This window comes from Nitratireductor pacificus pht-3B (assembly GCF_000300335.1).
Taxonomy (GTDB): Bacteria; Pseudomonadota; Alphaproteobacteria; order Rhizobiales; family Rhizobiaceae; genus Nitratireductor; species Nitratireductor pacificus.
This window is the reverse complement of the sequence record NZ_AMRM01000027.1, coordinates 34,916-54,685: the sequence shown is the minus strand read 5'-3', so window position 1 is coordinate 54,685 and position 19,770 is coordinate 34,916. Positions and strand designations below refer to the sequence as shown.

The window sequence follows — 19,770 nt, the reverse complement described above, 5'->3', positions numbered from 1 at the left end:
CTGGCCGCCCAGCCCGGCGGGGCGTCGGCCGCCCTGCGGCGTCTGGTCGATGCCGCCCGCAACACCGGCGCGCCGCGCGAACGCGCCAGGCAGGCGCAGGCCGCCGCCGACCGCTTCATGCTGGCCATGCTGGGCGACCAGCCCGGCTATGAGGAGGCGGCGCGCGCGCTCTATGCCGGCGATGCAAAGGGCTTCCACGGCCGCATCGCCACCTGGCCGGCCGATCTCAGGGCGCATGTGGAGCAACTGGCGGCGCCCGCCTTCGGCGATGCGGCCGAACCCAGCTGAAAGCGCCGGGTTCGGCCGCAGGCAGGGACGGCGCGGCAAACTGGGGAAATCGCCAGCATGCCGCGCCCTTCCGCCCCGTCGGCGGCTACAATGCACGTCAGTAGAGTCGACGCTCCGTCGTCGGTGAAATCGACGCTCCGAATGGGTGATGGCATTGCGCATATTGTCGTTGAACGCGTGGGGCGGACGCCTGCATGACAGGCTGATGCCTTACCTGGTGCAGGCGGCCCCCGATGTGCTGTGCCTGCAGGAGGTTGTGCGCACGCCGTCGGCACAAGCCGCCTGGCTGACCTATGTCGACGGCGACACGCGCCTGCCGCAGCGGGCCCATCTGTTCGACGAGATCCGCGCCGCCTTTCCGGATCACGACGCATTCTTCTCGCCAGCCGGCGGCGGCCTGCTGCACGACGACGAGGGCAATGGTTTTGCCTCCGAATTCGGCCTCGCGACACTGGTTCGCAAATCCTATCCGGTGATCGGCCAGGCCCTCGACTTCGTTCATGGCGCCTTTTCCGCCGATGGCTGGGGCCCGCATCCACGGGCGCGCAACGCCCATGGCGTGCGGCTGTTCGACCAACGGACCGGCACCGCCGTCGCGATCGTTCAGATGCACGGGCTGCGCGACCCCGAGGGCAAGCAGGACACGCCGGCGCGCCGGCTGCAGGCCGAGGCGCTGGTCCGGCTGATCGAACGGCTGCGCCGCACGGGCGACCGGCTGGTGGTGTGCGGCGATTTCAACGTGCTGCCGTCAAGCGTCACCTTCGCGGCGCTGGGCGCGCACGGGCTGAGCGATCTGGTGACCGGGCGCGGTCACGTGGACACGCGCACGTCGCATTACCGCAAGTCACAGCGCTTCGCCGACTATCTGCTGGTCACGCCCGAGGTGGAAGTCGTCGACTTTTCCGTCGTCGCGCGGCCGGAGGTTTCCGATCACCGTGCGCTGCTGCTCGATATGACCTGAAGCGGCTCGGCCTGAAGCATCTCCGGCAACGCCTTGAACATGATCGTCGTCGCCTCGAGCCGGTCGGTGAACGGATCGCGGCAATAGCCGGGTATCACGCCGGCCGTGGCGTAGCCGAGCGCGACATAGAGCGGCTCGGCCCTGTCGCCCGTGCGGGTATCGAGCGTGATCAGGCTACGCCCGGCGGCGCGCGCCCGCTCCTCCAGCGCCGCCATCAGCGCACGGCCGATGCCCCGCCGCCGCAAGGCCGGATCGACCAGCAGTTTCGCCGCTTCCGCCCGGTGCGGCTGGTTCGGCGGCGTGTCGATGACGAGCTGGACCGTGCCGGCAAGCCGCTCGCCCTGCCTGGCGACCAGCAGGACCCGGCCTCCGGCACGCAGCGGCGGCAACACCTTGTCACGCCAGAAGGCCTCCGCCTCGGCCGGCGGGAAGGGCAGGACGAAGCCGACGCTCGCGCCGTCATGCACGCAGGCATGCAGCAGCACGGCGAGCGCGGGCAGATGGCGGGCCGCCTCGTCGGCGGAAAGTGAGACGATCCTCACCGGCTCATGGGTCATGATCCCTCGCAGATGTTCCCTACAGGATGAACAGAAGATAGCGCGCGGCGACCGTCTCCGGCGTCGCGAAGACGCTCGGGCCACGCAGCTGGTAGCGCAGGCAATCGCCCGGCGCGAGAATGTGCTCCCGCCCGTCGACCGTCACGGCGAGACCGCCCTCGACAAGGACGAGATGATGCTCGAGGCCGCTGCGCGGCGGCGCGTCATAGGCGATCCGCGTGCCGGGGCCGAGTCGGCATTCCAGCACCTCCCCGCCCAGCGCCCGCGCCGGCGGCGAGACGAGCCGGCGGTGAAAATCGTGCCGCGGATCCACCCAGACCGCCTGAGCGCCGCGCTGCACGAGCGGCGAGAAATCCTCCTCGACCAGATACATCAGCCGTGAGACGGTGATGTCGTAGGCCGCGCAGAGCCGGCCCAAGACGCTGGCCGTCGGGCTGACCTCCGCGTTCTCCAGGCGCGACAGGGTGGCGCGGCTGACCTTGCTGCGCGCGGCAAGCGCGTCGAGCGACCAGCCCCGCTCGCCACGCAGGGCGCGCAGCCGCCGGGCGATGCGGTCGTCGAAGGCGGCGTCGTCGGAGGGAGCATCTTCCATAAACGGGAAATTATTCCGAATATGGATGACCCGCAAGCCCCTGTTCCTGGCCCGCGTCGCATCGCGATCGCGCCTCCGCAGGCCGCGACGAACGGTCCGGCCTGCAGGACATGCAGCGGGACATGCCGGGGAAAGCCGCGCGCCGCCGCGCGAAACCGGGGCGGAAGCGCGGGCGCGGACAAGCGCCGGGGCGCCCGGCCGACCGTCGAAACGGCCCCGCGACGCGCGCCCGGTATCTTGTGTCGCACCCCCTTTCATGTCATAAATGCCGCGCGCTCGGGTGATTGCAGACCCGGAGACTGGACGCGTTTTGAAGGACGACCCCTTTCCCCGACCTTGTTAAACTCTCGACGACCGTGAACCTGCGCACGTTGCACAGACGCGACTTCTCAAAGGGAATAGGAGTTTCCCATGGCCCAGACCGGCACCGTTAAATTCTTCAATGAAACCAAAGGCTTCGGCTTTATCACGCCGGATGATGGCGCGAAGGACGTGTTCGTCCACATCTCCGCGCTCGAAGCTTCGGGGATCCGCACTCTCGCCGACGGCCAGAAGGTCAACTTCGAAACCGAGCCGGACCGCATGGGCAAGGGCCCGAAGGCAGTTAATCTGTCGCTGGCCTGATCCGACAAGCGGATACAGAGTTCTGTTATGAGCGCGGCGGGTTTCCGCCGCGCTTTTTCTTTGCCTGCGGCAATGGAGAGGCGCGATCACCTTGGCGCCCGCTGCGATTCACAAAAGTTTCGCTTGCCCGTACCAGAAAAATCGGGGAAGCTCCCGTCCGTTCGGGCATTTGCCGGCCCGGAGACTGGAATGGCATGCCCTGATGAGGGACTTTTGGCCCTCCGGGAAGTTGTGCTGATGCTTATGGAGAAAACATGCCTGCCGGGGACTTCCCCCGCACCCCATGTCCGAGCAAGCGAGGCACGAAGCTGACTGTTTCTTCTCCCCCAGTAAACGACCGATGACGCCATGGGCGAAACCCAGCAAGAGGTTGGCCTCCAGAGACCAGCATGAAGGGAGAAAGGACTCCTTCCGATGTCGCAGAGTGGTACCGTTAAGTTCTTCAACAACTCCAAGGGGTTCGGGTTCATCACCCCGGATGCCGGCGGAGCCGATGTGTTCGTTCATATCTCCGCCGTCCAGGCATCGGGCCTGCCCGGCCTCGAAGACGGACAGAAGGTGAGCTTCGAGACCGAGCCGGACAAGCGCGGCAAGGGACCGAAAGCCGTCAACCTGACGATTTCGCAATAGCCTGCCCGCCGGGCGCCCGGTGAACGGCACGCCCCGGCGGAAGGCGAGAAGAGTACAGCGAGGGGAACCGGCCCTGCTTCTGGGGCCGGAGCCTGAACTTTAGCGCCCAGAGGGTGCCAAGCGGCCACGGCCGCCGCGTATACCGCGCAACTGCCGACGCCCTCCCGCGCATGCCGGAGCGCCGTGTGGCAGACGGGGTGCTCCCCCCAGGGAACGGGCGCGCAAGCGTCGCGACACCGCCCGGACAGACAGCCAGATATCGAGGAACGCGCTGACGAGCCTGCCGCCGCTTCGCCCTATCCACCGGGACGCCGGGTCGCGAGGGGTTGCGGGGAACCGCCTGCCCTGCCCGCGCGTTGAAGGATGTCGCCCGGAAGCGGGAACGAATTCCAGGACAACGACATGCGATGAAACAGGGACTTGAAGCGTGTCCAGCGCATCCGGAAGATTGCGACACGCCCTGGAAGCGCCCGACGACCGGCCTGCCGATGGAGCGGGTTGACGTTCGATATCGGCGCGACTCCATCCGTGAACGCCATATGGGCCCGTGAACGCCATATGGGCGCCTCGTTCAGCTGGCATTCAGGCAGGAAGGCCTATTTGCTGCAGGAAGCTGCTGCCCTTGCCCCCCCGACCGGCAGCGCATGACCAAGAGGTAGAGTGATGAAGAGCATCCTGAAGACGAGCATACTCTCGATGGCCGTGGCCGCGATGACGCTCGGCGCGATCTCGACCGCCGACGCCGGCCACCGGCACCGGCACCACAGAGGCAACAGCGACGCCGTCGCCGCCGGCGTGATCGGCCTGGCGGCTGGCGCGATCGTCGGCGGACTGCTGTCGGAATCGCGCAGTGGCGGCCGCGTCTACATCGATCCGCCGTACCGTGCCTACCCGGACCACTACCGGGTCCAGCGCGACTACTATGAAGAACCCCGCTACTACAGGCCCCGCGTGCGGCCGACCTATTATCGCGACGCGATGGAGCCGTGGTCGCGCGAATGGTACCGCTACTGCTCGAACCGCTACCGCAGCTTCGACGCCCGCAGCGGCACCTTCATGGGCTATGACGGCCGCCGGCACTTCTGCCAGCCGAACTGAGCCGCTACCGGCTTCAGCGCCTGAATCCCATCCGGAGGCCGGGTCTCGCGACCCGGCCTTTTTCCGTCCGCGACCACCGCGCGCCGCCGCCGGCTTGACTAATCGATAACCCGTCGGCTATGGAAAATCGATAACCAACCAGCTATCAATCACCATGTCCGAAGCGCATCATCTCCTGTTCAAGACGCTCGCCGACCCGACGCGACGGGGACTGTTCGAGCGCCTGTGCCGCGACGGCGACCAGACGGTGGCCGCCCTGACGGCCATGGCCGGCGTCTCGCAGCCCGCCGTGTCGAAACATTTGGGCGTGCTCAAGCGGGCGGGCCTCGTGCGCGACCGGCAGGACGGGCGCCAGACCCACTACAGCGCCGAACTCTCCGCCCTCGCCCCGCTGGCCGACTGGACCGCGCGGATGCAGGGCTTCTGGGAGGCGCGGTTCGACGACCTCGAAGACGTTCTGAGAAGGATGGATCAATGAACGACACCTCTACCGACACGCTTTCCGTCATCGTCGAGCGGGAAATGCCCCATCCGCCGGAGAAGGTCTGGCGCGCGCTGACGCAGCCGCATCTGATCGAGGCCTGGCTGATGAAGAACACGTTCAAGCCGGCGGTGAACCACCGCTTCAATCTCGACGCGGACTGGGGAACGGTCGACTGCGAAGTGCGGACGTCCGAGCCGACGCGGATGCTGTCCTACAGCTGGGACACCAAGGATCTCAGGAGCACGGTCACCTGGACGCTGACGCCGACCGCCGGCGGAACGCTCCTGCGCATGGAGCAGGAAGGCTTCCGCGCCCACCAGCAGCCCTATTATCAGGGTGCGCAGGCCGCATGGCCGCGCTTCCTCGCCGGGCTTGAGAACGTCCTCGCCGGACTGGACTGAAGACGGCAGGCGCTGCGCGCCGATCACCGACATCGACACCACGGAAGGAGAATCCCTTGAACTGGAGCAAATGGGTGCGGCAGGTCCACCGCTGGCTTTCCATCATCTTCACATTGATCGTCGCCTTCATCTTCCTGCTCCTGGGCATGGGAAGGGAACCGGCCGAATGGGTGTATTTCCTGCCCCTCGCGCCGCTCGCCCTGCTGCTCTTCACGGGGCTCTACATGTTCGCCCTGCCCTATGCCGAAGGCTGGCGACGCGAGCGGACCACCGGATAGGAGGCCGGGATGGCCGGGAAGAACGACACCGGAACCCCCGGGAAGCCGGTGCTGCTGTCGGGCGGCAATCCGCAGATCGCCAAGGGCTATGGCGACGCGCCGGTCGAGGCCTATCTCGCCGCCATGCCGGGCTGGAAGCAGGTTGTGGGCCGCCGCCTCGACGCGCTCATCGAGGAGGCGGTGCCCGGCGTGTTCAAGGCGATCAAGTGGAACACGCCCTTCTATGGTCTCGAGGGCGAAGGCTGGTTCCTCGGCTTTCACTGCTTCGACCGCTATGTGAAGGTCACCTTCTTCCGCGGAACGTCGCTCGATCCCGTCCCGCCCGTCGCCTCGAAAACGCCCGAGACCCGCTATTTTCATGTCCATGAAGGTGAAGAGATCGACGAGGCGCTTTTCACCGGCTGGGTGAAGCAGGCAAGCCGGCTACCCGGTGAACGCCTGTAGGGCGTTTTGAGGTCGGGGGGTTCACCCGACGCCCGCATAAACGCGGAGAAACAAGGAGTTGGAACGGGTCAGCGTTTCTGTGAAACGATGAACGGGTCCAGGGCAGCGGCGGCACGAAGGAGACGACAAAGCGATGAACGAAGCACAAGACGGCGCGAACGGAACAGCGCCCTCCCCGACGGAGCTGATCGACGCCCGGATCACCGAGCTGGGCGACTGGCGGGGCGCGCTGCTCGCCAAGCTGCGGGCGCTGATCAGGGAGGCCGATCCCGAGGTGACGGAGGAGTGGAAATGGCGCGGCGTGCCGGTCTGGTCGCATGCCGGCATCATCTGCACCGGCGAGACCTACAAGAAGGCGGTGAAGATGACGTTCGCCAAGGGCGCGGCGCTGGACGATCCGACCGGCCTGTTCAACGCCAGCCTCGAGGGCAATGTCCGGCGCGCGATCGACTTCCACGAGGACGACGCGGTGGACGAGGCCGCGCTGAAGGCGCTCATCCGCGCCGCGGTGCGGCTGAACCTGGCGCAGAAGGCCGGGAAGAAGCGGAGATAGCGGGAAGAGTGGCGAGGATTGCGCGGTAGCGCCCGCCCCTCATCCCCCTGCGTGCTGCGCACCCTTCTCCCCGCAAGCGGGGAGAAGGAGGATGGCCGCAACGTGGACGCCCCCTCTCCCCGTTCACGGGGGTCCGAAGGACGGGACGAGACCCGTGGCTCGACCCCGGTCAGGTAAGGGTGAGGGGCGAGCGTTGACCGCCCCTCGATCCCTAAACAAGAAACGGATTGCCGCGTCGTTCCTCGCCGAAACGGCCGCCGGGGCCGTGGCCGCAGAGGAAGCCGACTTCGTCGCCAAGCGGCAGCAGTTTTTCCTTGATCGAACGGATCAGCGTGTCGTGATCGCCGCCGGGCAGGTCCGTGCGCCCGATGGAGCCGCTGAACAGCACGTCGCCCACATGGGCGAAGCGGGCGTCCCGATTGAAGAAGACCACATGGCCCGGCGCATGACCGGGGCAGTGCAAGACCTCGAAACGGTGATCGCCGAAGGACAGGATCTCGCCCTCGGTCAGGAAACGGTCGGGCACCGCATTGCGCACCGCCCCCTCGAGGCCGAACATGCGCGCCTGGCTCTCGAGATTGCCGAGCAGGTCGCGATCCGCCTCGTGCGGGCCGATCAGGTCGACGCCGAGCACCTCCTTCAGGTCCATCGCGCCGCCGGCGTGGTCGATATGCCCGTGGGTGAGCCAGATCGCCTCGATGGCGATGCCGTTGTCCTCGATGGCCGAGAGAATGCGCTCCACCTCGCCGCCCGGATCGACGACGACGCCGCGCTTGTCCGTCTCGTCGAACAGGATGGCGCAATTCTGCTGGAACGGCGTGACCGGAATGATCCCGGCGCGCAACGCGCCCATAAGCAACTCCCTGACTGGAACCTGAAACCCCGGTCGCCGGCGCTACGGAACAGCCGCACCGCATGACCGCACAACAAGAAGCGGGCGGTTTTGCGCCGCCCGCTTCTTCAACTCTCTACAAAGCGTCTCAGCCTTTTTTACCCATGGCTCCCATGACGGCACCCACAAGCCCCGTCAAAACGGCGCCACCGGCACCGCCGCCAATGACGTCGCCAAGTATGCCGCTCATCGCACCGGCATCACCACCCATGCCGGAAAGAAGAGCACCACCGCCGACACCGCCGACGGCGCCCGCCACGATCTTGGCAACCTGCCCCATAGCGGCATTTTTCAGGACGGCGCCGATAGCCTGGCCACCGACAACACCGCTGATCACCTGAATGACAATCGGGAGAAGCGCTTCCATGTCTGGTCCCTCGTTTGACGCCGGCCTTCGGGGGCCGGCGCGCACATGAAAGCGCGAATTGACGCAAAGTCAAATACGAGGCTGTGAAAAGTCCGGCGCTGCGTGAAGCCGGCGAAACACTATTGCGCCGCGGCGCGCAGCCCCGGACGGACCTCGTTTGCATAGTCGTTCATCAGCAAACGCGTGATTTCTCCCACTTCGAAGCGGTATGGGCCGATTTCCGAAACCGGCGTGACCTCGGCCGCGGTGCCGCAGAGGAAGCACTGTTCGAAGCCGGTCAGTTCGTCCGGCATGATCGCCCGTTCGACCACTTCGATGCCGCGCCGACGCGCCAGATCGATCACCGTGCGCCGGGTGATTCCATCCAGGAAGCAGTCCGGCGTCGGCGTGTGGATGACGCCGTCCTTGACGAAAAAGATGTTCGCACCGGTCGCCTCGGCCACCTGGCCGCGCCAGTCGAGCATCATCGCATCGGCATAGCCCTTCGCCTCCGCCGCGTGCTTCGACAGGGTGCAGATCATGTAGAGACCGGCTGCCTTCGACTTCGACGGTGCGGTGCGCGGGTCGGGCCGGCAATATTCGGCGATGTCGAGACGGATGCCCTTCAGCCGCTGCTCCGGATCGAAATAGCTCGGCCACTGCCAGATGGCGATGGCGAGGTTGATGCGGTTGTTCTGCGCCGAAACGCCCATCATCTCGCTGCCGCGCCAGGCGATCGGCCGCACATAGGCATCGACGAAGCCCTGCTTGGCGAGCAGTGCGGTGCAGGCCTCGTTGATCTCCTCGACCGACCACGGGATGCGGAAACCGAGGATGCGCGCCGATTCATGCAGGCGCTCCGTGTGCTCGTTGAGCTTGAAGATCTCACCGTCATAGGCGCGCTCGCCCTCGAATACGGCGCTCGCATAGTGCAGGCCGTGGGTCAGGACGTGAATCTTGGCGTCCGCCCATTTGACGAATTCGCCGTTGAGCCAGATAAAGCCTTCGAGCTGATCGAAAGGAACCGCTGCCATGTAACCTCTCCTGCCGGCGCCTGCCGTCCAGGCCCGGACAAAACCGAAACGCCGCCCGCCGCGGACAACGCCTTCAACGGATTCAGCCTCTGCGCAACGGGACGATCTTGAAGGATGTTCCCAAAAACGGCTTCAAGGAAACCTTTTTGTTCGCGTCAGGCCGAAAACATTGTCAAAAATTATCAATGCGCCGAAATTATGTCAATAAGGCTGACATAATTTCTTCGCCATGTGAGACCAAAGCGATTACAAGCGCCCCATGAGCCATCAAGACGCCCCGCCCATCAAAGCCCCGCTGACGCTGAAAGACGGCGTCGACTTCGCGATCATAGAGCATCTGTTCTTCGCCTATCGCGACTTCACCTCGGACCCCGACGCCATCCTGGCGCAGTATGGCTTCGGCCGCGCGCATCACCGGGTGCTGCATTTCGTCAACCGTCGCCCGGGCCTGACGGTCGCCGAGCTGCTCGACGTGCTGCGGATCACCAAGCAGAGCCTGGCGCGCGTCCTGAAGCAGCTGATCGACGACCAGTACATCGTGCAGGTGCAGGGGCCGCGCGACCGACGCCAGCGCGAGCTCTACCCGACCCAGAAGGGGCGCGACCTGGCGCTGGCGCTCGCCCTGCCACAGTCCCGCCGCATCCGTGCGGCACTTGAGGAAGCGCAGCTCGACGACAGCGCCGTCGTGGAACGGTTCCTGCGCGCCATGGTCGATCCGGAGCTGCGCGCCCAGATGGACAAACTGCCGAATGGACGCTCGCGATAACTAGGCACTATGATGAGGGGAGCATGGCAGCCGTGGAGACCGTGACCATGAGCGACACCGGCAATGAGGCCAAGGAAGCCGCGATCCTCAGCGACGACGCCCCGCATCTGCTCGTCGTCGACGACGACACGCGCATCCGCGGCCTGCTGAACCGCTTCCTGCGCGAGAACGGCTTTCGCGTGACCATCGCCGGCAATGCCGCCGAGGCGCGGCGCAAGCTCAACGGCCTCGACTTCGACCTGGCGATTCTCGACGTGATGATGCCCGGCGAGGACGGCGTCTCCCTGACGCGCGCCCTGCGCGCCGACAAGGACATGCCGATCCTGATGCTGACGGCGCTATCGGAGACGGAGAGCCGCGTCGTCGGCCTGGAAGCCGGCGCCGACGACTACCTGCCGAAGCCCTTCGACCCGCGCGAGCTGGTGCTGCGCATCAACAACATCCTGCGCCGCAGCGGCCCGCAGACCACGCTGAAGGTGGAGCAGGTGGTGTTCGGCCCCTATACGTTCCAGATCGCGCGGCGCGAGCTAAAACATTCCGGCAAGCTGGTGAAGCTGACCGACCGCGAGCGCGAGATCATGGTGATCTTCGCCGAGCGCGCCGGCGAGACCGTGCCGCGCCACGAGCTGGTGGGCGAGGATTCCGAGGTCGGCGAGCGCACCATCGACGTGCAGATCAACCGCCTGCGCCGCAAGATCGAGCGCGACCCATCGAACCCCGTCTACCTGCAGACCGTGCGCGGCATCGGCTACCGGCTGAGCGTCGAATAGACCCCGGCACGCCCCGTCAGATCAACAGCTTGTGGGCTGACTTGTCGAAACAGATGGGGACCATCTGTTTCGGTCAGACCACGAGCGCCCGGTAATTGGCGATGTCCGGGCGGATGCCGAGCCGAGTGATCATCTCGTGGCGGTCGAAGCCGGTCTGCGCATGCATTGCCAGCACCGCCTCGGAGGCCTGCACCACATCCGCCTCGCTTTCCCATTCGACCATCGTCACGAAGTTGAAGCTGCCGGGTCCGGACACCTGTTCGAGGATCACGTCCCTGAGGAAACCCGGCTGCGTCCTCAGCGTCGCATGGGTGGCGACGACCCGACCGAGGAACTCGTCGCGCGCGGCTGCGGGGACGACGAACTTGTCGACGCGGTAATGGGGCGAAGAAGGGTTCTGGCTTGCGGCTGAAGGCATCTGTATGGCTCCGGAGGTTGCGCATGCGCGGGGGTGCATGACGGTTTGGAGCGGCACCATCGAACTTCAAGCATGGTTGAAGTCAAGGGTGAAAAACGGTCTTTGGAATGTCGACGGAGCATCGGGATAACCGAAAACCGGAGTCCACTTTTCGGTTCGATGCTCTAGGATCGCAGCGACAGGCTGCCACGGAAATCAGGCGCCGCAACACGGGCGAGATGGCGAATTTGCAAGTGACCTCGCAGGACAGGCAGACGTCGGCGATGCGCATCCGGCGGACGGCGGCCGCCATGCGCCGGCCATGGCGGCGCTTCTGGCGCGTCGTTTCGCGCTACATGCCGAAGCGGCTCTACGCGCGCTCGCTGATCATCGTCATCGCGCCGATGCTGCTCCTGCAGTCGGTGATCGCCTTCGTCTTCATGGAGCGCCACTGGCAGACGGTGACCCAGCGCCTCAGCCAGGCCGTGACGCGCGACATCGCCGCGATCATCGACATGATCGAGACCTATCCGGACGACAACGACTACGCGCAGGTGGTGCGCATCGCCCAGGAGCGGCTGGCGCTGAAGATCGACCTCCTGCCGCCCGACCCCCTGCCCGCGCCGGGGCCAAAACCGTTCTTCTCGATCCTCGACCAGACGCTGAGCGAGGAGATCACCAAGCAGATCAACCGGCCCTTCTGGCTCGACACGGTCGGCAATTCCAACATCGTGGAGATCCGCGTCCAGATGGACGGCCGGGTGCTGCGCGTCTTCGCCCGGCGCAGCCAGGCCTATGCCTCCAACACCCATATCTTCCTGTTGTGGATGGTCGGCACCTCGCTGGTGCTGATCGCCATCTCGGTCGCCTTCCTGCGCAACCAGATCCGGCCGATCCTGCAGCTGGCCGAAGCCGCCGACAGTTTTGGCAAGGGACGTCCGACGCCGAGCGACTTCCGCCCGCGCGGCGCCGAGGAGGTGCGGCGCGCCGGCAGCGCCTTCCTCGTCATGCGCGAGCGCATCGAGCGGCAGATCGAACAGCGCACGGCCATGCTGACGGGCGTCAGCCACGATTTGCGGACCATCCTGACCCGCTTCAAGCTGCAGCTGGCGCTCGCCCATTCGAAGGACGACATCGAGGCGCTCGACCAGGACATCGAGGACATGCGCTCGATGCTGGAGGGCTATCTGGCCTTCGCCCGCGGCGACGCCGCCGAGGATCCCGGTGCCTTCAACCTCGCCTCCTTCTTCGACCGCGCCGCGGAAGAAGCAGCCCTACGCGACTCGAAGCTGAAGACCTCGATTGCCGGCGAGGCGATCCTGCATGTGCGGCCCAACGCCTTCGGCCGCCTCCTGAGCAATGTCATCGGCAACGCCTTCCGCTATGCCCGGCATGTGGAGGTCGCGGCCCGCAACGCGGACGGCACGCTGACCATCACTGTCGACGACGACGGCCCCGGCATCCCGCCCGACATGCGCGAGGATGTGTTCAAGCCCTTCTTCCGCCTCGACGAGGCGCGCAACCAGGACGAAAGCGGCACCGGCCTCGGCCTTTCCATCGCCCGCGACATCGCCCGCGGGCATGGCGGCGACGTGATGCTGGAGGAAAGCCCGCTCGGCGGCCTGCGCGCCATCATCCGTGTGCCGTCCTGAACGGGATATGACTGCAGAACGCGGCAGGCGGGACCATGATTGCCCGTTTCGGCATGGTTCCTCGGGTCGAGCCCGAGGATGACGATTGGCAGGAGCGGTCCTGTCAGTTGCGAACGCCGGCGACCCGCATCGCGCGTCCCGACAATTCGTCATGCCCGGCCCCCGAGCCGGGCATCCATGCCTGAACAGGCGATCCCCGCGCACCGGCATGCCTTTGCCTTGCACGCGCCCTCAGCGCACCGCGGGGCGCGGCGGGTGGTCGAGTTCGAAGACGAGCGTCTGGCCGCCATCGGCCGCCACGCGGATGCGCCGGGCGCGGATGAGGAAGGTCACGGCCTCCCGTTCCCCCGCAAGCTCGACGAAATCGCCCTTGCGTGCCCATTCGCCGATGGCGAGACCGGCGAGCAGGCCGGCGACGCTCGCCGTCTCCGCCTTGCGCCGGGCACTGGCTGTCAGTTCGATCGAGGTTTTCATCGTGGCCATCGCAGCCCTCCGCGGTGATCTCAGGAAAATAATCCCGGCATAACGGGAAACGCACCGTCGGAACCGTTTCAACCGGGACCGGTTCCGGATTAGCCTTTCGTCGTAGACGCTGAGTCGCGGTCCGGCAATGTTCGCTACATTCGCCCGCTCGCAAAGAGGAAGGAAGAGGCAATGACCTCCCGCTATGCAAAAATCGTCATGACGCTGGCGCTCGCCGCCTTCGCGTTCATGGTCACGTTCAACAACATCACCGACTACGGCTCGAACTTCGCCTTCGTGCAGCATGTCCTGAGCATGGACACGACGTTCCCCGGCAACAGCGCCATGTACCGCGCGATCACCACCCCGACGCTGTGGCACGCAGGCTACTGGCTGATCATCGCCGGCGAGGGCCTGACGTTCCTGCTCCTGCTCGTCGGCGGCCTCAGGATGCTCGGCGCGCGCCGGGCCAGTGCTTCGCAGTTCCAGGCCGCGAAGGGCATGATGATCGCCGGCGCCGCCACCGGCTTCCTGGTCTGGTTCTTCGGCTTCATGGTCGTCGGCGGCGAATGGTTCCTGATGTGGCAGTCCGACACCTGGAACGGCCAGGACGCGGCGTTCAAGTTCTACGTGGCGATCCTCGGCGTGCTGATCTTCGTCAACCAGCGCGACGAGGACGTCGCCTGACGGCGATGCTCGAAGCCTCCTGCCATTGCGGGGCCGTGCGGCTGGAAATCGCCGCGCGGCCCCTTTGGCTTACGGAGTGCAACTGCTCGCTCTGCCGCCGGCGCGGCGCGCTGTGGCTGCACTGCCACCCGGCGGAGGTGACCTTCACCGCCGGAGCCGGAAGCACGGCGGAATATCTGCAGGGCGACCGGACGCTCGCAATGCATCATTGCCCGACCTGCGGCTGCACCACCCACTGGAGCCCGGCGGACCCCGCCGGCCAGCGGATGGCCGTCAACGCCCGGCTGATCGATCCGCAAGCCATCGCCGGCCTGCGCATCCGCCGCTTCGACGGCGCCGACAGTTTCGACTTTCTCGACTGAGGGCGACCCGGCCCCTTCACTCCCCGATGGCGGCGAACAGGGCCGGCGCGATGGCGGCGATGGCGGCGTTGCGCTGCGCCATCGAGCAGGCACATTCGGCCATGTAGATGGCTGCGACGACCGGCTGGCGCTCCGGCGGCCAGATCACCGCGACGATGCCCCGCGAGCCGCGCCGGCCCGCCCCGCTCTTGTCGGCGATGCGCCAGCCCTCCGGCAGCCCCGAGCGCAGCAGCGGGCCGGTGACCTTGCCTTCCACCATCCAGCGCTCCAGCCGGCCGCGTGATGCGGACGACAGGGCGTCGCCGAGAAGGAGCGCCTGCAGGGTGGCAACGATGGCGTTCGGCGTCGTCGTGTCGCGCGGATCGCCGGGCGTGTTCTGTGTCAGCTCCGGCTCCCTCCGGTCGATGCGCGTCCGCGTGTCGCCCAGCGACCGCATGAAGGCGGTGAAGCCCGGCGGCCCGCCAATCGCGTCGAGCACGAGATTGCCGGCGGTGTTGTCGCTCCAGCCGATGGTCGCCTCGCAGAGTTCCGCGAGTGTCAGGCCCCGCGTGCCGGCCCGCTTCTCCGTCACCGGCGAGTGGTGGATCAGGTCACGCATGCCGAAGGCGATCCTCCGGCCGAGATCTTCCTCTCCGGCATCGACCCGGGCGAGAACGCCGGCGCAGGCGAAGGCCTTGAAGGTGCTGTTCATCGGAAAACGCTCGTCGGCGCGGCGGCTCCAGCGGCGGCCGGTCTCGAGGTCGACGATCACAGCGCCGAGACGCCCGCCAACGCGTTTCTCGACCTCATCCATGCGCTTCAGCAGGGCGTCCCCGGCGCCCGTCCGCGCAGGTTCGGCGAGCGACGGGGTGAGAAAAAGGCCCGTGAGCAGCATGAACACAGCGCCAAGCGCATGGCGCGGCCTGATCAGGTTCTGGAACAAGCGGCAATTCCTTCCGGACCGTTGGCGGGGATAGGGCAATCCGCATCGTGCAATGCGGCTGCGGGCTTTTTGTGAAGGTGCGAGGCGATCCACAAGTTTCAGAGCGACGGCCGCGCCAGCATCAGCCAGACGATGGCGAGAACGGCCAAGAAAGCAGGGAAGCCGCAGGCGAACCAGATGCGATAGAGCCGGAAATACCGGTCTGGCATCGGGGTCCGCCGCTCGGCGGCCTGCCGCGCCATGGCGCGCAGCTGCAACTGGATCCACACCACGGGCAGCCAGAAGAGGCCCACGAAGACATAGAGCGCAATGGACAGGACAAGCCATGGCTCGCCAAGGTCCCAGCCGAGGCGGAAGGCCAGCCAGACGCCGGTGACGGGCTGAACCACGACGGCAGTGGCGGTGAACAGGACGTCCGCGATGACGACGGTCCCCGCCACATGCGCGATCAACGCCGGATCGCGCGTTCGATGCGCCATCACCATGAAGAAGGCGATGCCGGCGCCGGTGCCCAGAAGCACGCAGGCGCCGATCACGTGCAGCCAGCGCAGCGCGATGTCGAGCAGCATCAGCGTTCCTCCAGCATCAGGGACAGCACCCAGGCCAGGACCAGGCCAGGCAGCACCTTGAGGAAAGGACCGAGTGGATCGAGCCACAGGTGCGGCAGGAACAGCGTGCCGGCGAGCAGGTAGAACAGGGATACGCCGACCATGCCCCAGCAGGCGCGCCGCGCCAGCGGACGGAAAAGAACCGCCGCCCCCAGCGCCAGATCGGCGAGCGAGCCGCCGACAACGGCGATCATCGCGACGAGCGGCGTGAAACCGGCATCGGCCAGCAAGGCGCTGGCCGCCCCCGACCGCGCCATGCCGATTGCCCCGGACAGCAGCCAGAACAGGGCGAGCACGGCGACCATCAGCGGCAGCGCCAGGAACAGCCTTGCGAACCAGCGCTCCTGAACCGTTGCCGGCAGGCCAGCCAGCGTTTCGCCGAGGGCGCGCGGCGGAGCACCACCATTGAGCGCCGCGAAGGCCTGCGGATCGCCGCCGACGCCCTCCTCCGCTATGATGCGCAGCGCCGTCGAGCGCAGCGGCGAGCGCCAGCCGAACCAGGCCAGCAGGTCGGCGATGCGCCCGACCGCGGAACCCGCCCAGCCCGGCAGTGAGAGGACGGCGCGCGGCGGCGGGTAGCCCAGCCATAGCCGGACGGAGAGCACGACCTCGCGCAGCGTGCCGGGTTCGGCTTCAACCAGGTCGATCTCCTGCCGGGCGGGGAATGCAGGCAGGACGGCGCGGGCCACCAGCCCGGTCAGGTCGTCCATCGAGACCGTGCCGACCCGCGCGCCGGCATGGACCAGCGGCAGGACAAGCGGAAACGCCGCCAGCATGCGCAGCAACGCCGTGCCGCCATAGGCATTGCCATCGATGACCAGCGCCGGCTTCAGAACGATCCAGTCGAGACTGCTTGCCCGCAGGGCGGCGTCCGCCATTCCCTTGGTGGCGAGGAACTCGGTGGCCGCGGACGGCGCCGCGCCGGGCGCGGAAATCTGCACGAAACGGCGGACGCCCGCCTCCCCGCACGCCTGAAACAACGCCACCATCGCGTCGTGCTGCAGGGGTTTCAGCCGGTCGCGCCCGCCCGACTGCAAAGCGCCCGAGCAATTGACCACGGCATCGACGCCGGAGAGATGGGGAAGCCAGTCGGCGGGCGACAGCAGCCCGGCGATGTCGGCGCCGATCCAGTCGAACTGCGGGGCGCGGTGGCGGCCGGCTGCGGCGCTGCGTCCCAGCCCGACGGGCGCATGGCCGTCGGCAGCCAACCGGCGCATGACGGCGCGGCCGATGAAACCGTAACCCCCGAGAACCAGTATGCGCATGATCGCCTCGTCGCCCGTGCTGGAATGATCCGGCCTGGTCGGCTCTTCCCCATCAGCCTGCGCCCCTCACTCCATACGAAGGGATGGGAGAGAGCGCCATGCGAAACCCGAACGGGTCTATCTTCTTGTTTTTCCGCATTTATGCGGACGTCAGGTGATTCCACCTGACTGCAAAATGCTCTAATGCAGGCGGCTGCCGTTCGGGACGGGCTTGTCCGTGGCGGCGAGCACGATGGCGCCGGCCGCGTCGGAGAAGCCGAGCACCAGCACCTCCGACATGAACTTGCCGATCTGGCGCGGCGGGAAATTGACGACGGCGGCCACCTGGCGGCCGACGATCTCGTCCGGCGTGTAGTGCACCGTGACCTGCGCCGAGGATTTCCTGACGCCGATCCCGGGGCCGAAATCGATCTTCATCTTGATCGCCGGCTTGCGCGCTTCCGGAAAGGGCTCCGCCTCGATCACGGTGCCGACGCGGATGTCCACCTTGAGGAAATCGTCATAGCCGATCTCCGCGCTCTTTTCCGAAGACATGGCGGCCTCAGGCGTTGCCGTAGGTCTCGAACAGGACGCTGTTCAGCGCATCCTGCGCGGTGCTGCCCGACCAGATGACGTACTGGAAGGCCTGGTAATAGCATTCGCAGGCTTCCAGCGCGCTGTTCAGCATGGTTTCCACCTGCAGGCCCGTCGGCTCGACGCCGCCGGCGAGCACCAGCGCCTGGCGGAACATCACCACGTTCTCGCGCTCCCACAGGTCGAAATGGCCGAACAGCATCTGCTCGTTGATGAGCGACAGGAGCCGCATCACTTCAAGGGTGCGCTTCTCGGGGACTTTCAGATCAAAGGCGCACGCCACATGCAGCGCCTCGAACTCTTCCATCCAAGAAAAGGAGACGTTGTAGTCGGTCCATGTGCCGGCCACGGCAATGGCGATCTCGTCATCGCTATTGCGCTCGAAGCTCCAGTCATTGGTGTTCGCGACATGCTCGATGACATCGACTGGATGCGCATCGCGTGTCATGTCGAATTCAAGAAGGCTCATCTATCTGCTTTCCCGTATCACGGAGCGCCGCACGCTCCTCGAATATCCACAGCAGGGAGGATCCCCGCGAGACGTTTCAGATCAGAAACACTGTGTGGAGCGATAACGAAACGCATGGAACTCAATGGGCCCGCCCCTGCCCGACCGCATGACCAGTTTCGAATCACGCTGTAAATTCAGTGTATTGATGCAGAGTCGCGTGACCAGAGCTTTTTTGAACCGCTCCAATTTGCGTGTGGATAGATCGACGGCGCGGCGCGGAGGGACGCTGCCTAAGGGATTCACGGACAAGGCTTTTTCGACGCCATGCACAGGCACCGGTAACGGAAAATTATTTTTTCGTCCGGGCCGTCGAAGCCGGCTTCGAATCGCCCGCGGCACGCTTCTGCGGCGTCCGCGCGGAAAGCTCCGCCTCGAGCGCCTCGACGCGGGCGGTGAGCGCGGCGTTTTCCTCGCGTGCCTTCAGCGCGATCTCGCGCAGGGCCTCGAAGTCCTCGCGCTGCACCAGGTCCATGGAATGGATCAGCCGCTCGGCCTGCGCCTGGAACGCCGTCTCCACTTCGCGGCGCACGCCCTGCGCGGCGCCGGCCGCGTCGGTCATGAGTTTGGCGAATTCGTCGAGGATTCGGTTGCTTCCGTTGGTCATGGCTCGTCTCTCGCGTTGCAGAACCTGACGTAGTGGCCAAGAACGGCGAATGCAAGGCTGAACCGCAGGGCCGGCACCGTGAACACCCGCCTTGACCTCGCCCGATTGCTCAGCCTATCTCGAAGCGATTCCATGCCTCGGGAGGCCGTCTTGTCCGACCTGTTGACCGTATCGTTTGGTGCCCTCTCCTTCCCGGAGATCGATCCGGTGGCCGTGCAACTCGGCCCGCTCGCCATCCACTGGTACGGGCTGGGCTACGTGGTCGGCATCCTTCTCGGCTGGTGGTATGCGCGCCGGCTGGTCGGCAACGAACGGCTGTGGGCCGGCGGCAAGCCGCCCATGACGGTGGCCGATCTCGACGATTTCGTGCTCTGGGCCGCGGTCGGCATCGTCGCCGGCGGACGCATCGGCTACATCCTGTTCTACGACCTGCCGCGCTACCTGGCCAACCCGCTCGACATCCTGGCCGTCTGGCAGGGCGGCATGTCGTTCCATGGCGGGCTGCTCGGCGTGACGCTGGCGATGATCCTGTTCGCCATCCGGCGCGGCATCAACCCATGGAGCCTGTTCGACACGATCGCGATCGTGGCGCCGATCGGCATCGGCCTGGTGCGCGTGGCCAATTTCATCAATGCGGAGCTGTGGGGCCGCGTCACAGACGTGCCCTGGGCCTTCGTCTTCCCCAATGGCGGGCCGGAGCCGCGCCACCCGAGCCAGCTCTACGAGGCAGCGCTGGAGGGGCTGGTCCTCTTCGCCGTGCTGCGCCTTCTCACCCACCGGGCGCTGCGCCTCACGACGCCGGGCTTCGTCGCCGGCGCCTTCATCTGCGGCTACGGCCTGTCGCGCATCTTCGCCGAATTCTTCCGCGAACCGGACGCTCATATCGGCTATCTGGCCGGCGGCTGGCTGACCATGGGCATGATCCTGTCCACCCCGATGGTGCTGATCGGCGTCTGGGCGATGCTGCGCGCCACCCGCAAGGCGGCGCCGGCCAAGGCCGGTTAGCAGT

Annotated in this window: 29 protein-coding genes; 16 read left to right on the top strand and 13 right to left on the bottom strand. The window is 66.4% G+C overall.

Going from position 1 to position 19,770, the window contains the following annotated elements; all coding sequences use genetic code 11:
- Together NA2_RS19260 and NA2_RS19255 are read left to right on the top strand one after the other, a co-directional pair.
- Positions 1-288 (top strand): DUF2239 family protein (locus NA2_RS19260; protein ID WP_040678635.1); only part of this gene is annotated, 288 nt, incomplete at its 5' end.
- 148 nt (positions 289-436) lie between these two features.
- On the top strand, positions 437-1,249 hold the full coding sequence (locus NA2_RS19255; RefSeq protein WP_040678632.1) for an endonuclease/exonuclease/phosphatase family protein: 813 nt from the start codon (positions 437-439) through the stop codon (positions 1,247-1,249).
- Here the strand turns inward: NA2_RS19255 and NA2_RS19250 are convergent.
- Both NA2_RS19250 and NA2_RS19245 read right to left on the bottom strand, forming a co-directional pair.
- Entirely contained in the window at positions 1,219-1,806 is a 588-nt protein-coding gene (locus NA2_RS19250) for a GNAT family N-acetyltransferase (RefSeq protein ID WP_008598881.1), read from the bottom strand. The two genes, NA2_RS19255 and NA2_RS19250, sit on opposite strands and share 31 nt — an antisense overlap.
- Before the next feature lie 19 nt (positions 1,807-1,825).
- Complete coding sequence (locus tag NA2_RS19245; RefSeq protein ID WP_008598880.1) at positions 1,826-2,398, bottom strand: helix-turn-helix domain-containing protein; 573 nt, start codon at positions 2,396-2,398, stop codon at positions 1,826-1,828.
- Positions 2,399-2,809: 411 nt separating this feature from the next.
- Here NA2_RS19245 and NA2_RS19240 point away from each other — a divergent pair, with 411 nt between their 5' ends.
- The 8 genes from NA2_RS19240 to NA2_RS19205 all read left to right on the top strand — a co-directional run bounded on the left by NA2_RS19240 (position 2,810) and on the right by NA2_RS19205 (position 6,910).
- Positions 2,810-3,022 carry a cold-shock protein gene (locus tag NA2_RS19240; protein ID WP_008598879.1) on the top strand — a complete coding sequence of 71 codons (213 nt, stop codon included), beginning with the start codon at positions 2,810-2,812 and terminating at the stop codon, positions 3,020-3,022.
- Between the two features lie 414 nt (positions 3,023-3,436).
- A complete protein-coding gene (locus NA2_RS19235; RefSeq protein WP_008598878.1) occupies positions 3,437-3,652 on the top strand; it encodes a cold-shock protein in 216 nt (71 codons plus the stop codon).
- A gap of 663 nt (positions 3,653-4,315) precedes the next feature.
- Positions 4,316-4,750 (top strand): BA14K family protein, encoded by a 435-nt coding sequence (locus tag NA2_RS19230; protein ID WP_008598877.1) that lies wholly within the window; start codon positions 4,316-4,318, stop codon positions 4,748-4,750.
- A 154-nt stretch (positions 4,751-4,904) separates the two neighbouring features.
- Positions 4,905-5,228: an ArsR/SmtB family transcription factor gene (locus NA2_RS19225; RefSeq protein WP_008598876.1), complete on the top strand. Its 324-nt coding sequence runs from the start codon at positions 4,905-4,907 to the stop codon at positions 5,226-5,228.
- Positions 5,225-5,635 (top strand): SRPBCC family protein, encoded by a 411-nt coding sequence (locus NA2_RS19220; RefSeq protein WP_008598875.1) that lies wholly within the window; start codon positions 5,225-5,227, stop codon positions 5,633-5,635. The genes NA2_RS19225 and NA2_RS19220 overlap by 4 nt, the downstream gene beginning before the upstream one ends.
- A 56-nt stretch (positions 5,636-5,691) precedes the next feature.
- The gene (locus NA2_RS19215) at positions 5,692-5,913 is read left to right on the top strand and encodes a hypothetical protein (RefSeq protein ID WP_008598874.1); all 222 of its coding nucleotides are present in this window, start codon (positions 5,692-5,694) and stop codon (positions 5,911-5,913) included.
- Positions 5,914-5,922: 9 nt separating this feature from the next.
- On the top strand, positions 5,923-6,357 hold the full coding sequence (locus NA2_RS19210) for a DUF1801 domain-containing protein (RefSeq protein WP_008598873.1): 435 nt from the start codon (positions 5,923-5,925) through the stop codon (positions 6,355-6,357).
- A gap of 133 nt (positions 6,358-6,490) precedes the next feature.
- Complete coding sequence (locus NA2_RS19205) at positions 6,491-6,910, top strand: DUF1801 domain-containing protein (protein WP_008598872.1); 420 nt, start codon at positions 6,491-6,493, stop codon at positions 6,908-6,910.
- Positions 6,911-7,121: 211 nt separating this feature from the next.
- Here NA2_RS19205 and NA2_RS19200 read toward each other — a convergent pair whose 3' ends face one another.
- The 3 genes from NA2_RS19200 to NA2_RS19190 all read right to left on the bottom strand — a co-directional run bounded on the left by NA2_RS19200 (position 7,122) and on the right by NA2_RS19190 (position 9,182).
- The gene (locus NA2_RS19200; protein ID WP_008598871.1) at positions 7,122-7,763 is read right to left on the bottom strand and encodes an MBL fold metallo-hydrolase; all 642 of its coding nucleotides are present in this window, start codon (positions 7,761-7,763) and stop codon (positions 7,122-7,124) included.
- Between the two features lie 127 nt (positions 7,764-7,890).
- Entirely contained in the window at positions 7,891-8,169 is a 279-nt protein-coding gene (locus NA2_RS19195; protein ID WP_008598869.1) for a hypothetical protein, read from the bottom strand.
- A 119-nt stretch (positions 8,170-8,288) separates the two neighbouring features.
- Positions 8,289-9,182 (bottom strand): branched-chain amino acid aminotransferase, encoded by an 894-nt coding sequence (locus NA2_RS19190; RefSeq protein WP_008598868.1) that lies wholly within the window; start codon positions 9,180-9,182, stop codon positions 8,289-8,291.
- Positions 9,183-9,441: 259 nt separating this feature from the next.
- Here NA2_RS19190 and NA2_RS19185 point away from each other — a divergent pair, with 259 nt between their 5' ends.
- Both NA2_RS19185 and NA2_RS19180 read left to right on the top strand, forming a co-directional pair.
- Positions 9,442-9,948 (top strand): MarR family winged helix-turn-helix transcriptional regulator, encoded by a 507-nt coding sequence (locus NA2_RS19185; protein ID WP_008598867.1) that lies wholly within the window; start codon positions 9,442-9,444, stop codon positions 9,946-9,948.
- Between the two features lie 47 nt (positions 9,949-9,995).
- On the top strand, positions 9,996-10,718 hold the full coding sequence (locus NA2_RS19180; protein ID WP_051011695.1) for a response regulator: 723 nt from the start codon (positions 9,996-9,998) through the stop codon (positions 10,716-10,718).
- 73 nt (positions 10,719-10,791) lie between these two features.
- Here NA2_RS19180 and NA2_RS19175 read toward each other — a convergent pair whose 3' ends face one another.
- Positions 10,792-11,136 (bottom strand): antibiotic biosynthesis monooxygenase family protein, encoded by a 345-nt coding sequence (locus NA2_RS19175; RefSeq protein WP_008598863.1) that lies wholly within the window; start codon positions 11,134-11,136, stop codon positions 10,792-10,794.
- A 290-nt stretch (positions 11,137-11,426) separates the two neighbouring features.
- Here NA2_RS19175 and NA2_RS19170 point away from each other — a divergent pair, with 290 nt between their 5' ends.
- Complete coding sequence (locus tag NA2_RS19170; RefSeq protein WP_008598862.1) at positions 11,427-12,767, top strand: sensor histidine kinase; 1,341 nt, start codon at positions 11,427-11,429, stop codon at positions 12,765-12,767.
- 231 nt (positions 12,768-12,998) lie between these two features.
- On the opposite strand, the gene NA2_RS19165 is transcribed toward NA2_RS19170, so the two are convergent.
- Complete coding sequence (locus tag NA2_RS19165) at positions 12,999-13,250, bottom strand: hypothetical protein (RefSeq protein ID WP_008598861.1); 252 nt, start codon at positions 13,248-13,250, stop codon at positions 12,999-13,001.
- 171 nt (positions 13,251-13,421) lie between these two features.
- Between NA2_RS19165 and NA2_RS19160 the strand changes: the two genes are divergently transcribed.
- Together NA2_RS19160 and NA2_RS22345 are read left to right on the top strand one after the other, a co-directional pair.
- Positions 13,422-13,916: a DUF2165 family protein gene (locus NA2_RS19160; protein ID WP_008598860.1), complete on the top strand. Its 495-nt coding sequence runs from the start codon at positions 13,422-13,424 to the stop codon at positions 13,914-13,916.
- Positions 13,917-13,921: 5 nt separating this feature from the next.
- Positions 13,922-14,278, top strand: a complete 357-nt coding sequence (locus tag NA2_RS22345; RefSeq protein WP_008598859.1) for a GFA family protein — start codon at positions 13,922-13,924, stop codon at positions 14,276-14,278.
- A 16-nt stretch (positions 14,279-14,294) separates the two neighbouring features.
- Here the strand turns inward: NA2_RS22345 and bla are convergent, their stop codons facing one another.
- The 6 genes from bla to NA2_RS19125 form a co-directional block, all read right to left on the bottom strand.
- Entirely contained in the window at positions 14,295-15,152 is an 858-nt protein-coding gene (gene bla / locus NA2_RS19150; RefSeq protein ID WP_040678659.1) for a class A beta-lactamase, read from the bottom strand.
- 146 nt (positions 15,153-15,298) lie between these two features.
- Positions 15,299-15,769, bottom strand: coding sequence for a DUF2269 family protein (locus NA2_RS19145; protein ID WP_008598856.1), 471 nt, complete (start codon positions 15,767-15,769; stop codon positions 15,299-15,301).
- A complete protein-coding gene (locus NA2_RS19140) occupies positions 15,769-17,073 on the bottom strand; it encodes an SDR family oxidoreductase (RefSeq protein ID WP_008598855.1) in 1,305 nt (434 codons plus the stop codon). The genes NA2_RS19145 and NA2_RS19140 overlap by 1 nt, the downstream gene beginning before the upstream one ends.
- A 180-nt stretch (positions 17,074-17,253) precedes the next feature.
- A complete protein-coding gene (locus NA2_RS19135) occupies positions 17,254-17,607 on the bottom strand; it encodes a tRNA-binding protein (protein ID WP_008598854.1) in 354 nt (117 codons plus the stop codon).
- 7 nt (positions 17,608-17,614) lie between these two features.
- On the bottom strand, positions 17,615-18,115 hold the full coding sequence (locus NA2_RS19130) for a type III secretion system chaperone family protein (RefSeq protein ID WP_008598853.1): 501 nt from the start codon (positions 18,113-18,115) through the stop codon (positions 17,615-17,617).
- A gap of 331 nt (positions 18,116-18,446) precedes the next feature.
- Positions 18,447-18,761, bottom strand: a complete 315-nt coding sequence (locus NA2_RS19125; RefSeq protein ID WP_008598852.1) for an accessory factor UbiK family protein — start codon at positions 18,759-18,761, stop codon at positions 18,447-18,449.
- Positions 18,762-18,893: 132 nt separating this feature from the next.
- Here NA2_RS19125 and lgt point away from each other — a divergent pair, with 132 nt between their 5' ends.
- Positions 18,894-19,766 carry a prolipoprotein diacylglyceryl transferase gene (gene lgt, locus NA2_RS19120; protein ID WP_051011693.1) on the top strand — a complete coding sequence of 291 codons (873 nt, stop codon included), beginning with the start codon at positions 18,894-18,896 and terminating at the stop codon, positions 19,764-19,766.
- The last annotated feature ends 4 nt before the right edge of the window (positions 19,767-19,770 follow it).

What these genes read in the sequence shown, in the direction of transcription:
- NA2_RS19210 (WP_008598873.1), top strand. Translation starts at nt 5,923, where the DNA reads ATGGCCGGGAAGAACGACACCGGAACCCCCGGGAAGCCGGTGCTGCTG.
- NA2_RS19190 (WP_008598868.1), bottom strand. Translation starts at nt 9,182, where the DNA reads ATGGCAGCGGTTCCTTTCGATCAGCTCGAAGGCTTTATCTGGCTCAAC.
- lgt (WP_051011693.1), top strand. Translation starts at nt 18,894, where the DNA reads ATGCCTCGGGAGGCCGTCTTGTCCGACCTGTTGACCGTATCGTTTGGT.
- NA2_RS19175 (WP_008598863.1), bottom strand. Translation starts at nt 11,136, where the DNA reads ATGCCTTCAGCCGCAAGCCAGAACCCTTCTTCGCCCCATTACCGCGTC.
- NA2_RS19205 (WP_008598872.1), top strand. Translation starts at nt 6,491, where the DNA reads ATGAACGAAGCACAAGACGGCGCGAACGGAACAGCGCCCTCCCCGACG.
- NA2_RS19185 (WP_008598867.1), top strand. Translation starts at nt 9,442, where the DNA reads ATGAGCCATCAAGACGCCCCGCCCATCAAAGCCCCGCTGACGCTGAAA.
- NA2_RS19195 (WP_008598869.1), bottom strand. Translation starts at nt 8,169, where the DNA reads ATGGAAGCGCTTCTCCCGATTGTCATTCAGGTGATCAGCGGTGTTGTC.
- NA2_RS19225 (WP_008598876.1), top strand. Translation starts at nt 4,905, where the DNA reads ATGTCCGAAGCGCATCATCTCCTGTTCAAGACGCTCGCCGACCCGACG.
- NA2_RS19250 (WP_008598881.1), bottom strand. Translation starts at nt 1,806, where the DNA reads ATGACCCATGAGCCGGTGAGGATCGTCTCACTTTCCGCCGACGAGGCG.
- NA2_RS19200 (WP_008598871.1), bottom strand. Translation starts at nt 7,763, where the DNA reads ATGGGCGCGTTGCGCGCCGGGATCATTCCGGTCACGCCGTTCCAGCAG.
- NA2_RS19165 (WP_008598861.1), bottom strand. Translation starts at nt 13,250, where the DNA reads ATGGCCACGATGAAAACCTCGATCGAACTGACAGCCAGTGCCCGGCGC.
- NA2_RS19245 (WP_008598880.1), bottom strand. Translation starts at nt 2,398, where the DNA reads ATGGAAGATGCTCCCTCCGACGACGCCGCCTTCGACGACCGCATCGCC.
- NA2_RS19125 (WP_008598852.1), bottom strand. Translation starts at nt 18,761, where the DNA reads ATGACCAACGGAAGCAACCGAATCCTCGACGAATTCGCCAAACTCATG.
- NA2_RS19135 (WP_008598854.1), bottom strand. Translation starts at nt 17,607, where the DNA reads ATGTCTTCGGAAAAGAGCGCGGAGATCGGCTATGACGATTTCCTCAAG.
- NA2_RS19180 (WP_051011695.1), top strand. Translation starts at nt 9,996, where the DNA reads ATGAGCGACACCGGCAATGAGGCCAAGGAAGCCGCGATCCTCAGCGAC.
- NA2_RS19130 (WP_008598853.1), bottom strand. Translation starts at nt 18,115, where the DNA reads ATGAGCCTTCTTGAATTCGACATGACACGCGATGCGCATCCAGTCGAT.
- NA2_RS19160 (WP_008598860.1), top strand. Translation starts at nt 13,422, where the DNA reads ATGACCTCCCGCTATGCAAAAATCGTCATGACGCTGGCGCTCGCCGCC.
- NA2_RS19220 (WP_008598875.1), top strand. Translation starts at nt 5,225, where the DNA reads ATGAACGACACCTCTACCGACACGCTTTCCGTCATCGTCGAGCGGGAA.
- NA2_RS19140 (WP_008598855.1), bottom strand. Translation starts at nt 17,073, where the DNA reads ATGCGCATACTGGTTCTCGGGGGTTACGGTTTCATCGGCCGCGCCGTC.
- NA2_RS19230 (WP_008598877.1), top strand. Translation starts at nt 4,316, where the DNA reads ATGAAGAGCATCCTGAAGACGAGCATACTCTCGATGGCCGTGGCCGCG.
- NA2_RS19240 (WP_008598879.1), top strand. Translation starts at nt 2,810, where the DNA reads ATGGCCCAGACCGGCACCGTTAAATTCTTCAATGAAACCAAAGGCTTC.
- NA2_RS19235 (WP_008598878.1), top strand. Translation starts at nt 3,437, where the DNA reads ATGTCGCAGAGTGGTACCGTTAAGTTCTTCAACAACTCCAAGGGGTTC.
- NA2_RS22345 (WP_008598859.1), top strand. Translation starts at nt 13,922, where the DNA reads ATGCTCGAAGCCTCCTGCCATTGCGGGGCCGTGCGGCTGGAAATCGCC.
- bla (WP_040678659.1), bottom strand. Translation starts at nt 15,152, where the DNA reads ATGCTGCTCACGGGCCTTTTTCTCACCCCGTCGCTCGCCGAACCTGCG.
- NA2_RS19170 (WP_008598862.1), top strand. Translation starts at nt 11,427, where the DNA reads ATGCGCCGGCCATGGCGGCGCTTCTGGCGCGTCGTTTCGCGCTACATG.
- NA2_RS19255 (WP_040678632.1), top strand. Translation starts at nt 437, where the DNA reads ATGGCATTGCGCATATTGTCGTTGAACGCGTGGGGCGGACGCCTGCAT.
- NA2_RS19145 (WP_008598856.1), bottom strand. Translation starts at nt 15,769, where the DNA reads ATGCTGCTCGACATCGCGCTGCGCTGGCTGCACGTGATCGGCGCCTGC.